Here is a 14,326-nt window from a genome sequence, read left to right as displayed (position 1 = left end):
CTATGCCAGCCCGGCGCGCGCGATCAGGTCGGTCGTCGAGGGGTCGAAATCGCCCCCGCCCTGCGCCGCCGCCTTCGCCATCTCCTTGCCAAGCTCCACCCCGAACTGGTCGAACGAATTGATCCCCAGCAGCACGCCGTTCACGAACACGCGGTGCTCGTAGAACGCGATCAGCGCGCCCAGCGTCCGCGCGTCGAGCGTGTCGAGCAGCAGCGTCGACGACGGCCGGTCGCCCGGATACGCCCGCGCCGGATCCTCGGGGTTCGCCTTGCCCTTCATCAGCGCCGCCCCTTGCGCGAACGCGTTGAGCAGCAGCTGGCGGTGATGCTCCTCGGGCAGCGTGTCGCCCGGCTCGATCACCGCCAGGAACTCGACCGGCACCAGATGCGTGCCCTGGTGGAGCAGCTGGAACACCGCATGCTGCGCGTCGGTGCCGACGCCGCCCCAGGTGATCGGCGCGGTCGGGCGGCCGACGGGCTCGCCGTCGACCGTCACACGCTTGCCGTTCGATTCCATCTCCAGCTGCTGGAGATAGCTCGGCAACAGCCGCAGCCGCTCGTCATAGGCGAAAGGCGCGCGCGTCTCGGCATGGCGCACCTGCGTGTAATAGAGGTCCGCGAACGCCGCCAGCGCGGGCGCGTTCTCGTGGAGCGCGGCCAGCCGGAAATGCCGGTCCATCTCGGCGGCGCCTTCCAGCAACTCGGAGAACTGGTCCCACCCCAGCTTGATCGCCGCCGGGAACCCGATCGACGACCACAGCGAATAGCGCCCGCCGACGCCCTCGCCGAACGGCAGCACGCGCGTCTCGTCGACGCCCCATTCCACCGCCTTCTCGGGCGACGCGGTCAGCGCGATCACGCGGCCATAGGGATCTTCGACGCCATGCTCGGTCATCCACGCGATCACGCTTTCGGCGTTCATCATCGTCTCGGTCGTGGTGAAGGTCTTGGACGCCACCACCAGCATCGTCGTCTGCGCATCGAACCGCTCGAACACGTCGTCCAGCGCCATGCCGTCGACGTTCGAGACGATCGCGACGTCATACCGGTCGTTGTCGCGCCCCAACGCGTCGACCAGCAGGTGCGGCCCCAGCGCCGAACCGCCGATCCCGACATGCAGGACGTTGCGGATCTCGCCGAACGCGTCCGCCGCGATCGCGTCGATCACCGCGCGCATCCGCGCATGATAGGCGCCCGCGCGTGCGACGCTCTCCGCCAGCCCCTCGCCGCGCTCGGCGGTATGCTCGACCGGGCGGTCCTCGGTGACGTTGACGTGCTTGCCGCCGAACATCGCCTCGCGCTTGCCGGCCAGGTCCTGCGCCTTCGCCAGCGCTTCGAACGCCGCGATCGCCTCGCTCGTCAGATGCGTCTTCGACCAGTCGAAATGAATGCCCGCCACGTCGAGCGACAGCTTGCCGAGCCGCTCCGCATCGTCCGCGAACAGCTGCTCGAGCTTTACCTGAGGCAGCGCCTCGATCTGCGACCAATCCGCCATGATCCGTATCCCCGATCCGTTTGTGCGGAGCCCATCGGGGTCCCGCCCGTCTGCGTTCGATCGGGCGGTAGAAGGAAGGCCGCGCTTCGACAAGCGCCGGCCCGACGAATGGCGACCTTGACGTGCCCGCCCGCGCCCATCAAGCCGCGGATCATGGCCAGACCCAAAACCGCCAAGCCCCAGCGCGCCCCCGCTCGCTCCGAAACCAGCGAGACGATCCGCTTCTTCCTGAAGCTCGCGCTCGCGGTGCTGATCCTCAGGAGCTTCATCTTCTCGCCCTTCTCGATTCCCTCCGAGTCGATGCTGCCGCGGCTGCTGATCGGCGACTATCTGTTCGTGTCGAAGTGGAACTACGGCTTCTCGCGCTGGTCGCTCCCGTGGGGCGTCCCGCTGATCCCGGGCCGCATCTTCGCGAGCGATCCGGTGCGCGGCGACACCGTCGTCTTCCGCTCGACCGGCCCCGACGACCACGACGTCATCAAGCGCGTCATCGGCCTGCCCGGCGACACGATCCAGATGCGGAACGGTCAGGTGATCCTGAACGGGAAGCCCATCCCGAAACAGCGTATCGCCGATTTCGTCTTCCCGCTGTCGCCCAATTTCGGCCCCGACAAGTGCGGCGCGCAGTTCCAGGGCACCGATGCCGACGGCACTGCGATCTGCCGCTACCCGCGCTTCCGCGAGACGCTGCCCAGCGGTCGTGCTTACGAAGTGCTCGATCAGGCCGACATTCCGGTCGCCGACGATACCGGGGTCTACACCGTCCCCGCGGGCAACGTCTTCCTGATGGGCGACAACCGCGACGATTCCGCCGACAGCCGCTTTCCGCCGCCCGAGGGCATGGGCTACATCCCGATGGAGCGCATCGAGGGCAAGGCGCAGGTGCTGTTCTTCTCCACCGACGGCTCGGCCAGCTGGCTGCTGCCTTGGACGTGGTTCAGCGCGGCCAGGTGGGAGCGTATCGGGGGCGGGTTTTGAGCGACGACGCGCAGTGGCTGGCGCACGCGCTCGGCCACGCGCCCGGTGACCTCGCGCTCTACCGTCGCGCGCTGACGCACGGCAGCCAGTCCGCGGAAAGCTATGAACGCCTCGAGTTCCTCGGCGATCGCGTGCTGGGCGTCGCGGTCGCGGAGTGGTTGTACGAGCTGTTCCCGAAGGAGCCCGAGGGCTCGCTGTCGAAGCGCTTCAACGCGCTGGTAACGGGCGCGGTCTGCGCAGACGTCGCGCGCGCGCTCGGCGTCCCCGACCACCTCCGCCTCGGCAAGCAGGCGCGCGACGACGGCGCGTCCGCCAGCGACAACGTGCTCGGCGACGTCATGGAGGCGCTGATCGGCGCGACCTTCCTCGACGCCGGCCCCCCCACCGCTCGCGCCCTCGTCCGCCGCCTCTGGGCCGACCGCATCCAGCGCGAAGCCGCGGTGCCGCAGCACCCCAAATCCGCACTCCAGGAATGGGCCGCCGCGCACAACCGCAAGCCCCCCACCTACGAGATCACCGACCGCTCTGGCCCCGGCCACGCCCCGCGATTCACGGTGCGCGCCAGCATCGCCAAGCTCGCCGACGCCGATGCGACGGGCGGTAGCAAGCAGGAAGCGGAAACCGCGGCGGCGAAGGCGCTGCTGGCGGTGGTGAGCGCTGTGCCCGAGGCGCCGGCAAGAAAGACCGTTCGCGCTGAGCCTGTCGAAGGGCGGCCCGCCACGCGCACGACCCGGTGACCTTCTGGGCGTATCTTCTGCGCTGCAACGACGGCAGCTTCTACTGCGGCCACACCGATCATCTCGAGCACCGGCTCAGCCAGCACCAGACCGGCGCGATCGACGGCCACACGAAACACCGCCGCCCCATCACCCTCGTATGGAGCGCGGAATTCTCGACCCGTATCGAGGCGCTCGAAGCCGAACGCCGCATCAAGGGCTGGACGCGCGCGAAGAAGGAGGCGCTCATCCAAGGCGATTGGGATATGCTCTCCCGCCTGTCCCGAAACCGACAAACCGCAGGCCGCCCTTCGACAAGCTCAGGGCGAACGGATACTGGGGCAGGTGACACCTCCGATACCCGTTCGCCCTGAGCTTGTCGAAGGGCGGCCCGAACCCAGGCCGACACCATGACCGATACCCCCGCCGAGCAGCCCTCCCACTCCAGATCCTGCGGCCTCGTCGCGATCGTCGGCGCCCCCAACGCCGGCAAGTCCACCCTCGTCAACGCGCTCGTCGGCCAGAAGGTCGCGATCGTCAGCCCCAAGGCGCAGACGACGCGCACCCGGCTGATGGGCGTCGCGATCGAGGGCGATGCGCAGATCCTGCTCGTCGACACGCCCGGCATCTTCGAGCCCAAGCGCCGGCTCGATCGCGCGATGGTCGCCGCGGCCTGGGGCGGCGCGGACGGCGCGGACCTGATCGCGCTGGTGGTCGACGCCAAGGGTGGGCTCGGCGCGAAGGTGACCGACATCGCGGAGAGCCTGAAGGGCCGCCCCGAGCCGCTCTACCTGATCCTCAACAAGGTCGATCTCGCCGACAAGCCCAAGCTGCTGCTCCACGCCGAACGCCTCAACGCGCTGCTCGACTTCAAGGAGACCTTCTTCGTCAGCGCGCAGACCGGCGATGGCCTGCCCGAACTGAAGCGTATCTTCGCCGCCGCGATGCCCGAGGGGCCGTGGCACCATCCCGAGGATCAGGTCTCCGACGCCACCGAACGCGCGATGGCCGCGGAGGTGACGCGCGAGCAGCTCTATCTCCAGCTCCATGCCGAGCTCCCCTACGCCTCGACGATCGAGACCGAGAAGTTCGACGAGCGCCAGGACGGATCGGTAGAGATCCACCAGCAGATCCTCGTCGAACGCCCCACGCAGCGCGCGATCGTCCTCGGCAAGGGCGGCCAGCGCATCAAGGAAATCGGGGCGAAGGCGCGTGCCGAACTCGCAACGCTGCTCGACCGCCCCGTCCACCTCTACCTCCACGTCAAGGTCAAGCCCGGCTGGGACGAGGACAAGGGCGTCTACCGCGACATCGGCCTAGACTGGGTGGAGTGAATATCCTCCCCGCTCGCGGGGAGGGGGACCAGCCAAAGGCTGGTGGAGGGGCTTCGCCACATACGATGACGCACCTTCCCTGAAAGGATCGCTCTACCCCAGCACCTCGCTCACCCACGCCGGCACCAACATCCCCGCCGCCCCCAGGCGTGTCTCGCCGAACCACGTACTCCCCGCCGATCGCTCGAGGTTCAGCTCCAGCGTCGCCGCGCCATAGGCGTTCGCCATCCGCACGAACCCCGCCGCCGGATACACCGCGCCCGACGTCCCCACCGACACGAACAGGTCGCACGCCGCGATCGCCGCCTCGATCGCGTCCATCGCATAGGGCATCTCCCCGAAGAACACGATGTCGGGCCGCAGCGCCGCCGCCCCGCACGCGCCGCACACGCTCCCCGGCGGCAACGCCCCCTCCCACGCGACGCGCTCCCCGCACGCCGCGCACAGCGCCGACCGCAGTTTGCCATGCATGTGCAGCATCCGCCGTGCGCCAGCACGCTCGTGCAGGTCGTCGACGTTCTGCGTCACGATCAGCAGATCGCCCGGCCATGCCGCATCGAGCCGCGCGAACGCCCGGTGCGCCGCATTGGGCTCCACCCCCGCCAGCGCCGCCCGCCGTGCATCGTAGAAATGGTGGACCAGCACCGGGTCCGCCGCCAGCGCCTCGGGCGTGCACACATCCTCGACCCGGTGTCCCTCCCACAGCCCGCCCGGCCCGCGGAACGTTGCGATTCCGCTTTCGGCAGAGATGCCCGCCCCGGTCAGCACGACGATGTTGCGCACGCCTGTCATGCCCGCGATCCTATCGCCCTCGCCGCCGCTCGCAACCGTCACGGACATTTTGCTGTCGACCGCGAGTTACAGAAGCCCATTTCCCGCGAAAGTCCCGGATGCCCAACGATCTCGCCAGCATCGTCCCCGCCATCGCAGAGGAGATCGCCGCTGACGCCTTGGCGATCGAGGCCTCCGCGGACGCGAAGGACGAAAGCCTCGCCCCAGGCCCGTTCGGCATCGCGGTGGCCACCACGGACGGCGCGCTCGTCACCGGCGGGGCGGCGACCACGCCCTTCGCGCTCCAGAGCATCGCCAAGGTCTTCGCGCTCGAATGCGCCACCGCCGCGATCGGCGATGCGGTGTTCAAGCGCGTCGGCCGCGAACCCTCGGGCGATCCGTTCGACTCGATCATCGATCTCGAACGGACCAAGGGCATCCCGCGCAACCCGTTCATCAACGCCGGCGCGCTCGTCGTCGTCGACATGCTGGTCGAGCACCTGCCCGACCACCGCGAGCGCGGCGCGGTCGTCGATCTGGTCCGCCGCCAGCTTGGCGACGACGCCTTTTCGCTCGACGACAGCGTGATGGAAACGGAGCAGGACGCGAGCGACCTCAACCGCGCGATCATGAGCTTCGCGCGCCATCATGGTAATCTGGTCTGCGCGATCGACGACGTGATGGAGGCCTATGTCCGCCAATGTGCGATCCGCCTCGATTGCACGCAACTGGCGCGGACCGGGTTGTTCCTCGCCAACACCCGCCGCCGACCCGACGATTCGGGGGCGGACGCCGTCGCGAAACGCATGCGCCGCATCCTGGCACTGATGATGACGTGCGGGCATTATGACGGCTCGGGCGATTTCGCGGTGCGCGTCGGCCTGCCCGCCAAGAGCGGGGTCGCGGGCGGCATCCTCGCCATCGCGCCCGATACCGCCGCGGTTGCGGTATGGTCGCCCAATCTCGACCAGCACGGCAATTCGATGCTCGGCGTCCGCGCGCTCGAGATGCTGGCGGACCGCACCGGCTGGTCGGTGTTCGGGCCGCCGCGCGACTGATGCGCGGGCCGTCGCTCCGCACCGCGCTCGGCGACCGGATCCGCGGCCTCGTCGGGTCGCGTCAGCTCGATCTCTCCCGTCCGCCCGGCGACGACGGGCTGTTCGGTCCCGGCTCGCCAGCCTGGGCGGTGCATGGCGATTTCACCGCGATGATGATCGGCGGCGTCTCCGCGCTGATGCTCCAGATGCTCCACCCGCTCGCGCTGGCTGGCATCTGGGACCACTCCGATTTCCGCCGCGACGCCAGCGGGCGCCTCCGCCGCACCGCGCAGTTCATCGCCGCGACCACCTTCGGCTCGACCGAGACCGCCGAGGCGATGATCGCGCGCGTCCGCGCGGTCCACGACCATGTCCACGGCACGCTGCCCGACGGCACGCCCTATTCCGCGAACGATCCCGCGCTGCTCACCTGGGTCCATGTCGCGGAGGTCGACAGCTTCCTGCGCGCGCACCTGCGCTACAAGGATGCCGCCTTCTCCCCCGCGCGACAGGACGCGTATCTCGCGCAGGTCGCCGAGATCGCCCGTCGTCTCGGCGCGACCGACGTCCCCGCCAGCCGTGCGGAGATCGCCGCCTACTATACCCGCATCCGCCCGGACCTGCGCGCCGACCACCGCACCCGCGACGTCGCGCGCACCCTGATGTCGCAACCCGCCACCCACGCCGCACTGGCCCCCGCCAACGCGCTGATGATGCAGGCTGGCGTCGACCTGCTCCCGATATGGGCACAGGCGATGCACGGCTACGCACGCTCCCCGGCACGCCCCGCGCTCCGCACCGCCACCCGTGGCCTCGGCACCGTCCTGCGCTGGGCGCTCGCGACCCGCTAGGCGCCCCTGCCCCGGCGTCGCCCCGGACTGGATCCGGGGTCCAGCTTCCGCTCGTTGGGGGTGTCCCCCACCCGCCGATCCATGGCAAGGGAGCGCCCCAACAGAAGGCCGCGAATCGATGAGTCCCCAAATCCTCCGCGCAACCGCGATCGGCATCTACGGCAGCGCCGGCCGGATGGGTCGCGCGATCGCCGACCTCACCGAGATCGAGGGCGCCACGCTCGCTGGCGGCACCGACGCGCGCGAGGATCCCGCCCCGCTCGCCCGCGCCGCCGATGTCCTCGTCGACTTCTCCACGCCCGCCGCGCTCGAGGCGCATCTCGCCGCCGCGGTCGCCGCCGGCACCCCGATCGTCATCGGCACCACCGGCTTCGGCGCATCGCATCACGCCGCGATCGATGTCGCCGCGCGCGAGGTCGCGGTGCTGCAGACCGGCAATACCTCGCTCGGCGTCACCCTGCTCGCGGTGCTGGTCGAGGAAGCCGCCTCCCGGCTCGGCCCCGAGTGGGATATCGAGATCGTCGAGATGCACCACCGCCACAAGGTCGACGCTCCCTCGGGCACCGCCAACCTCCTCGGCGACGCCGCCGCGGCGGGCCGCGGGACGACGCTGGGCGAGTTGCGCGTCGACGCACGCGCGGGGCTGACGGGCGCGCGGACCGAGGGCACGATCGGCTTCTCCGCGCTGCGCGGCGGCACCGTCGTCGGCGATCACATGGTCGTCTTCGCCGGCCAGGGCGAGCGCATCGAGCTCGGCCATCGCGGCGAGGACCGCTCGCTCTTCGCGCGCGGCGCGATCAAGGCCGCGCTCTGGCTCGCCGACAAGCCCGCGGGCCGCTATTCGATGCGCGAGGTCCTCGGGCTTTGACGACGGCGCCATGAAAAAGACAGACGTCTTCGAATTCTACCGTCGCCTCGCGGAGGCCAATCCGCACCCCGAGACCGAGCTGGAATCGGGCAACGTCTTCCAGCTCCTCGTCGCGGTCGTCCTTTCCGCGCAGGCGACCGACGCAGGCGTGAACAAGGCGACGCGCGCGCTCTTCGCCGAGGTGAAGAGCCCCGCCGACATGGTCGAGCTTGGCGAGGCGGCGCTCAAGCACCACATCCGCACGATCGGGCTGTTCAACACCAAGGCGAAGAACGTCATCGCGCTCTCGCACGCGCTGATCGAGCATCACGGCGGCCAGGTGCCCGCCGACCGCGCCGCGCTGGAGGCGCTGCCCGGCGTCGGCCGCAAGACCGCCAACGTCGTCCTGAACGTCGCGTTCGGCGCGGAAACCTTCGCGGTCGACACCCATATCTTCCGCATCGGCAACCGCACCGGCCTCGCCCGCGGCAAGACCCCGCTCGCGGTCGAGCTGAAACTCGACAAGGCCACGCCGCAACCCTTCCGCCTCCACGCCCATCACTGGCTGATCCTGCATGGCCGCTACGTCTGCAAGGCGCGCAAGCCCGAATGCTGGCGCTGCATCGTATCCGATCTCTGCGCGTTTAAGCCTAAGTCCCAGGCGCCGGCGCACGCGCCTGCAACGACCGAGGCATAGGAGAGTCGATGCGCCCCCACCTTTCCCTCGCCGTCGTCGCCATGGCATTCGCCGCTACCGCCGGCGCGCGGGACCGCGACGCCATGCCCGCCGCCACCCCGGCCGGTGCTCCTCGCGACTGCATTCCGCTTTCGGGCATCCGCGAAAGCCGCGTCCGCAGCGACGGCATCATCGATTTCGTGATGCGCGACCGCGCCGTCTACCGAAACACCCTCCCGGCCGGGGGCTGCCCCGGGCTCGGCTTCGAACGGCGGTTCAGCTACGCGACCTCGCTCAGCCAGCTCTGCTCGGCCGACTTCGTGACCGTCCTCTACACCGCCCCCCTCCAGACGGGCGCCAGCTGCGGCCTCGGAAAATTCCAGCCCGTCACCCTCGCGTCCCGCTAGAAAATCGCTGGCGCCCGGCCAAACCTTGCGCTAGTCGCTTTCGCCCACGCACCCGTAGCTCAGCTGGATAGAGCGCTGCCCTCCGAAGGCAGAGGCCACTGGTTCGAATCCAGTCGGGTGCACCAGCTTTTCAAAGACTTAGCAACGACCCCAGCCACCCCGCTGGGCCTGTTGTCCGGAGTAACGTCCGGGCTACGGTGGTTTGCGCCGGTCGTACACAGGCATGATCCCGAATCGTCGCCGTTCCGATCGGGTTTGCGGACGCCGCAGCACTCGTTGCCGAGCCCCGACACCCGCCCGCGGGTCTCAAGTTCAGCATTGCCGCCGAGGTTGAGTTCGTGTGAATCTTCATCGCGACAGGAGCAGTTGCGCGACACCGTGATGACGCAGCGACAATAGCGCGCGCGCGGCCTGGATCACGGGGCAGTCCAGGGCCTTCTCGCCGTCACGTTCGCTTCGCCGGCGCACTGTCAGACACGCCCGGCCGATGACGGCGCCGGCGATTGCACTAGAGCGTGATGACGTAGATCTGAATCGCTGAGGATTCCCATGGGGCTGGCGATCTGATTCAATGTGCCGGCTGGCGAAGGAGGCCAGCCAGCATGTCAAAGCCGTATTCGATGGACCTGCGGGAACGGGTGGTCAGGGCGGTAATCACCGATGGCATGTCGTGTCACGCGGCTGCTTCACGCTTCGGGGTGGCGCCGAGTTCGGCGATCAAATGGGTGCGGCGCTTTCGCGATACGGGCAGCGCCGCACCGAGCCGGATGGGTGGTCGCCGATCCAACATCCTGTCCGGCGCGACACGTGACTGGCTGCTGGAGCGGATGACCCGCGACTTCACCTTGCGTGGACTGGTAGCGGAGTTGGCGAGCCGCGACGTGAAGGTCGACTATGTTCAGGTCTGGCGGTTCGCCCATGTCGAGGGGCTGAGCTTCAAAAAAAAGCGTGATGCCCGCCGAACAACTCCGTCCCGCGATCGCCCGGCGTCGGGCGCAGTGGAAGAAATACCAGGGTCGGCTTGATCCGGCGCGTCTCGTCTTCATCGATGAGACGTGGGTGAAGACGAACATGGCCCCCTTGCGCGGTTGGGCACCGGTCGGCCAGCGGCTCCATGCCAAGGTGCCCTACGGCCACTGGCGCACGATGACGTTCCTGGCGGCGCTGCGCTGCGACCGGATCGACGCGCCGTGCGTGCTGGACCAGCCGGTCAACGCGCAAAGCTTCACCGACTATATCGAGCAGTGCCTCGTGCCGACGCTGTCGCCCGGCGACGTCGTCATCATGGACAACCTCTCCAGCCACAAGAAACCCGCCATCCGCAACGCTATCCGTGCGGTCGGTGCCAGGCTGCTGTTCCTGCCGCCCTACAGCCCGGACCTGAACCCGATCGAGCAGGTTTTCGCCAAGATCAAACACCTCATGCGCAAGGCCGCCGAGCGATCCCACGAGGCAACATGGAGACGCGTCGGCACGCTTCTCGATGCCTTCTCCCCCGCAGAATGCCGCAACTACCTCGTCAACTCAGGATATGGGTCAGCTTGATGTCATCCGACTCTAGGGTTGCGAATATCCTCGGGATCCGGTTCGGAGCACGGTGATCGCCGACGATCCGAACGAAAAAGGCCAGCGCCATGGCGCTGGCCCTATCTGGTGCGTACTGACACTTGTTAACCGCCAGACCGCGATCTCTGAGTGATGCAGGATACCGAATGCTCGGGCGGGGTCAAGCGTCGATTGCCGACCATATCCGCCATTATGATCCGTTTCGGTGCAATTCCGACGAAGTCCACATTTGGACAGGCGGGGCGCCGGTTCGATAACCGTCGATACCCGTCCGATCTATTGGACATCGGGCGAGCGCCTCGCCAGTCTACACCTGCCGTGACGGAGAAAATCTCCGTTCCGGTGCGATCGCACTTTGACCTGACAGCGACAAAGCGATCCAGATGGCAATGGGGGTTGTGCACATGGAATGGCGTCTCGGTCTTGATCTCGGCACGAACTCGCTCGGCTGGGCGGCGCTCGAACTCGACGGGGAAAAACCACCCAGGCCGGTCGGAATCCTCGACTCGGGTTCGCGGATCTTCAGCGACGGGCGCGATCCCAAGTCCAAGGCCTCGCTCGCGGTGGAACGCCGCGAGGCGCGCGCGATGCGTCGTCGCCGCGATCGCTTCCAGCAGCGCCAGCGGGCCCTCATGAAGTATCTCGTCGCCGACGGCCTGTTCCCCGCCGACCCCGTCGAGCGCAAGGCGCTCGAGGCGCTCGACCCCTTCGCCCTGCGCGCCCGCGCGCTCGACGAGGCGCTGCCCCTTCCCCATCTCGGGCGTGCAATCTGGCACCTGAACCAGCGCCGCGGCTTCAAGTCCAATCGCAAGACCGACAAGCCCGACGACGATGCGGGCAAGGTCGCGACCGGCGTGGAACGTCTGCGCGACGCGATCGACGCGGACGGCGCACGCACCTTCGGCGAATGGCTTCACCTGCGCCGCCAGCCGACCGAGGAGCATCCCGACGGCAAGTCTGTCCGCACCCGCCTGCGTGCCGAGGAAGGCGAAGATGCCAAGGGCACCGGCTACGACTTCTATCCGGGTCGCGCGCTGATCGAGGACGAGTTCGACGAGATCTGGCACGCGCAGGCGCAATATCACGCCGATGTCCTGACCCCCGAGGTCCACGACCGCCTGTTCGAGATCGTCTTCCACCAGCGTCCGCTCAAGACGCCGCAGGTCGGCACGTGCACCCTCGTCGCCGGCGAGACGCGTCTCGCCAAGGCGCACCCCCTGTTCCAGCGCCGCCGCCTGCTGGAGGAAGTCAACGCGCTCAAGATCGTCCGCGCCGGCCAGGTCGCGGAGCGGCTGATGCCGGAACAGCGCGACCTGCTCCTCCTCAAGCTGAAGGACAAGGCAAAGGTCTCGTTCGAATCGCTGCGCAAGGTGCTGAAGCTCGACGCGGACGCCCGTTTCAACAAGGAAAGCGAGAACCGCAAGGATCTTAAGGGCAACGAGGTCAACGCCGCCACCGCGACGAAGTCGCGCTTCGGTGGCCGCTGGGCGCATCTGCCCCTCGAGGATCAGGCAACGATCATCGCGCGGCTGGAGGAAACCGAAAGCGACGAGGAGATCGCGGCCTTCCGCGACTGGCTGACCGAAACCTACGCGCTCACCCCAGACCAGACCGAGGCGGTCGCGAAGACTCGCCTGCCGCAGGGCCATGGCCGCTTCGGCATCACCGCGACGACCGGGCTGATCGACATGCTGACGAACGGTCGCACCGAAGACGGCCGCGTCCTCGTCTACAGCGAGGCGGTCGAACGGCTGGGCTGGCATCACAGCCAATTCCGTAAGGAGACGGTTCACGGCTCGCTGCCATATTATGGCGCGGTCCTCGAACGCCACATCATGCCCGGCAGCGGCGAAGAGTCCGATTCGGAGGAAAAACGCCTCGGCAAGCTCACAAACCCGACCGTTCATATCGGGCTCAACCAACTCAAGCGCACGATCAACGTTCTCATCGAGCGCTTCGGTCCGCCCACCGAAATCGCGGTCGAACTGGCGCGCGAACTCAAGCTGACCGACGAGGAGAAGAAGGACCGCGATCGCCAGAACAAGCGCAACCGCGAGGATGCCGAGCGGCGATCGGAGTCGCTGCGACTGATCGGCGTCGCGGATACTGGCGAAAATCGCGCACGCCTGAAATTGTGGGAGGAACTGGACGGCGAGAACGTCATGGGGCGCACCTGCGTGTATTCAGGCGAACGGATTTCGATCCGCCGGCTGTTCTCCGACGAGGTCGAAGTCGATCATATCCTTCCCTTTTCCGCGACACTCGACGACAGCAATGCCAACAAGATCGTCTGCATGCGCGAGCCGAACCGGTTCAAGCGCAAGCGCTCGCCTTCGGAAGCCTGGGGCGATAGCCCCCGCTGGGATGAGATCGCCGAACGGGCATCGCGTCTTCCGCGCAACAAGCGCTGGCGCTTCGAACCCGATGCGATGGAGAGGTTCCGCGAGAATGACGGCTTTCTCGCTCGCCAACTCGTCGATACGCAACATCTCGCCCGCCTGGCACGCGAATATCTGGCCTCGCTCTACCCGGACAACGGTGAGAACAGCAGCAAGGTGTGGGTGTCACCCGGTCGCCTGACCGAGATGGTTCGTCGCAAGCTCGATCTCAACGATCTTCTGCCCGATCATAATTTCGGTGGAGGCGCGGCTCAGCCCAAGAACCGGCTCGACCATCGCCATCATGCGATCGACGCGATCGTGATCGCCATCGTCGACCGCTCGATGCTCCAGAAGATCGCGCGCGAATCCGGGCTGACGGGGGTGGAAGGGCGCGAAAAGATCGTCATCCAGCCGCCTTGGGACGGCTTTCGCGGCGACGTGCAGGATGCGGTTCGACGGATCATCGTCAGCCACCGTCCCGATCACGGCACCGCCGGACACGGCGCCGGATCGACAGCGGGACGACTACACAACGATACCGCCTACGGATTGACCGGCGAGCGCGACGCCAAGGGGCTGCCGATCGTCGTCCGGCGCAAACCGCTAACGTCGCTCAAGCCCGTGGATATTCCCGCAATTCGCGATCCAGATCTGCGCGCGGCGCTCGCCGCCGACACGCTGGGGCTGGACGGCAAGGATCTGGAGCGCGCGCTCAAGCGGTTCGTCACGCACGGTCCGACGCAGTTTCGCGGCATCCGCCGCGTCCGCGTCACCGAACCGCTCACCGTCATCCCGATCCGCGATCGTGCGGGCCATGCCTACAAGGGCTACAAGGGTGATTCCAATTATCGCTACGACATATGGGAGATGCCCGACGGAAAATGGCGTGCCGTCGTCGTCTCGATGTTCGAAGCACACCAGCCGGGCGAGCGCCCGCGTCCGCATCCCGCGGCCAGGCGGATCATGCAACTCCATCGCGACGACATCCTCGCGATCGAGCGCGACGGCGGCCCGCGCGACCTGGTCCGGATCGTCAAGTTCTCGGAAAGGCAGTTCGCGGTCGCACCGCCCAACGAGGGCGGCGCGCTCAAGGCGCGCGACGCGAACCCCGACGATCCATTCAAATACATCTATCCCGCACCCAGCACCCTTAAGGCATGGCGCGCGCGCAAGGTCGGCGTCGACGAGACCGGTCGCGTCCGCGATCCCGGCTTCCCGGCCCGCACCGCCGTCCGTCGTACCCGCCCGAAGACCGCGGACTAGCGCCC

The 14,326-nt window shown here is 67.9% G+C and carries 13 protein-coding genes and 1 tRNA gene; 12 read left to right on the top strand and 2 right to left on the bottom strand.

Going from position 1 to position 14,326, the window contains the following annotated elements; translation table 11 throughout:
- The gene (gene pgi, locus ACV7NO_RS08125) at positions 1-1,494 is read right to left on the bottom strand and encodes a glucose-6-phosphate isomerase (RefSeq protein WP_463405496.1); all 1,494 of its coding nucleotides are present in this window, start codon (positions 1,492-1,494) and stop codon (positions 1-3) included.
- A gap of 153 nt (positions 1,495-1,647) precedes the next feature.
- Here pgi and lepB point away from each other — a divergent pair, with 153 nt between their 5' ends.
- Genes lepB through era form a run of 4 tightly spaced genes read left to right on the top strand, consistent with a single transcriptional unit; the run spans position 1,648 to position 4,522 of the window.
- On the top strand, positions 1,648-2,472 hold the full coding sequence (gene lepB / locus ACV7NO_RS08120; RefSeq protein ID WP_463405495.1) for a signal peptidase I: 825 nt from the start codon (positions 1,648-1,650) through the stop codon (positions 2,470-2,472).
- Positions 2,469-3,209: a ribonuclease III gene (gene rnc, locus ACV7NO_RS08115; protein WP_463405494.1), complete on the top strand. Its 741-nt coding sequence runs from the start codon at positions 2,469-2,471 to the stop codon at positions 3,207-3,209. The genes lepB and rnc overlap by 4 nt, the downstream gene beginning before the upstream one ends.
- Positions 3,206-3,562: a GIY-YIG nuclease family protein gene (locus ACV7NO_RS08110; protein ID WP_463405493.1), complete on the top strand. Its 357-nt coding sequence runs from the start codon at positions 3,206-3,208 to the stop codon at positions 3,560-3,562. The genes rnc and ACV7NO_RS08110 overlap by 4 nt, the downstream gene beginning before the upstream one ends.
- 36 nt (positions 3,563-3,598) lie before the next feature.
- Positions 3,599-4,522, top strand: coding sequence for a GTPase Era (era, locus tag ACV7NO_RS08105; protein ID WP_463405492.1), 924 nt, complete (start codon positions 3,599-3,601; stop codon positions 4,520-4,522).
- Between the two features lie 93 nt (positions 4,523-4,615).
- On the opposite strand, the gene ACV7NO_RS08100 is transcribed toward era, so the two are convergent.
- Positions 4,616-5,314: an NAD-dependent deacylase gene (locus ACV7NO_RS08100; protein ID WP_463407309.1), complete on the bottom strand. Its 699-nt coding sequence runs from the start codon at positions 5,312-5,314 to the stop codon at positions 4,616-4,618.
- Positions 5,315-5,412: 98 nt separating this feature from the next.
- On the opposite strand from ACV7NO_RS08100, the gene glsA reads away from it, so the two are divergent.
- The 8 genes from glsA to cas9 all read left to right on the top strand — a co-directional run bounded on the left by glsA (position 5,413) and on the right by cas9 (position 14,321).
- On the top strand, positions 5,413-6,351 hold the full coding sequence (gene glsA / locus ACV7NO_RS08095; RefSeq protein WP_463405491.1) for a glutaminase A: 939 nt from the start codon (positions 5,413-5,415) through the stop codon (positions 6,349-6,351).
- The gene (locus tag ACV7NO_RS08090; protein ID WP_463405490.1) at positions 6,351-7,181 is read left to right on the top strand and encodes an oxygenase MpaB family protein; all 831 of its coding nucleotides are present in this window, start codon (positions 6,351-6,353) and stop codon (positions 7,179-7,181) included. Before glsA ends, ACV7NO_RS08090 begins: the two co-directional genes overlap by 1 nt.
- A 118-nt stretch (positions 7,182-7,299) precedes the next feature.
- On the top strand, positions 7,300-8,049 hold the full coding sequence (gene dapB, locus ACV7NO_RS08085; RefSeq protein WP_463405489.1) for a 4-hydroxy-tetrahydrodipicolinate reductase: 750 nt from the start codon (positions 7,300-7,302) through the stop codon (positions 8,047-8,049).
- Positions 8,050-8,059: 10 nt separating this feature from the next.
- Entirely contained in the window at positions 8,060-8,725 is a 666-nt protein-coding gene (gene nth / locus ACV7NO_RS08080; protein WP_463405488.1) for an endonuclease III, read from the top strand.
- Between the two features lie 41 nt (positions 8,726-8,766).
- Entirely contained in the window at positions 8,767-9,111 is a 345-nt protein-coding gene (locus ACV7NO_RS08075; protein ID WP_463405487.1) for a hypothetical protein, read from the top strand.
- Positions 9,112-9,159: 48 nt separating this feature from the next.
- A tRNA-Arg gene (locus ACV7NO_RS08070) sits at positions 9,160-9,236 on the top strand.
- A gap of 477 nt (positions 9,237-9,713) precedes the next feature.
- Positions 9,714-10,656, top strand: a protein-coding gene (locus ACV7NO_RS08065) for an IS630 family transposase (protein WP_463404102.1) whose coding sequence is annotated in 2 segments (ribosomal slippage) — positions 9,714-10,060 and positions 10,059-10,656 — 945 coding nt in all. Because the reading frame shifts where the segments join, the coding sequence is not laid out codon by codon here.
- A gap of 425 nt (positions 10,657-11,081) precedes the next feature.
- Positions 11,082-14,321: a type II CRISPR RNA-guided endonuclease Cas9 gene (gene cas9 / locus ACV7NO_RS08060; RefSeq protein WP_463405486.1), complete on the top strand. Its 3,240-nt coding sequence runs from the start codon at positions 11,082-11,084 to the stop codon at positions 14,319-14,321.
- The last annotated feature ends 5 nt before the right edge of the window (positions 14,322-14,326 follow it).

The organism is Sphingomonas sp. Ell38C01 (assembly GCF_055231975.1).
This window is presented reverse-complemented; position numbering and strand designations above follow the sequence as displayed.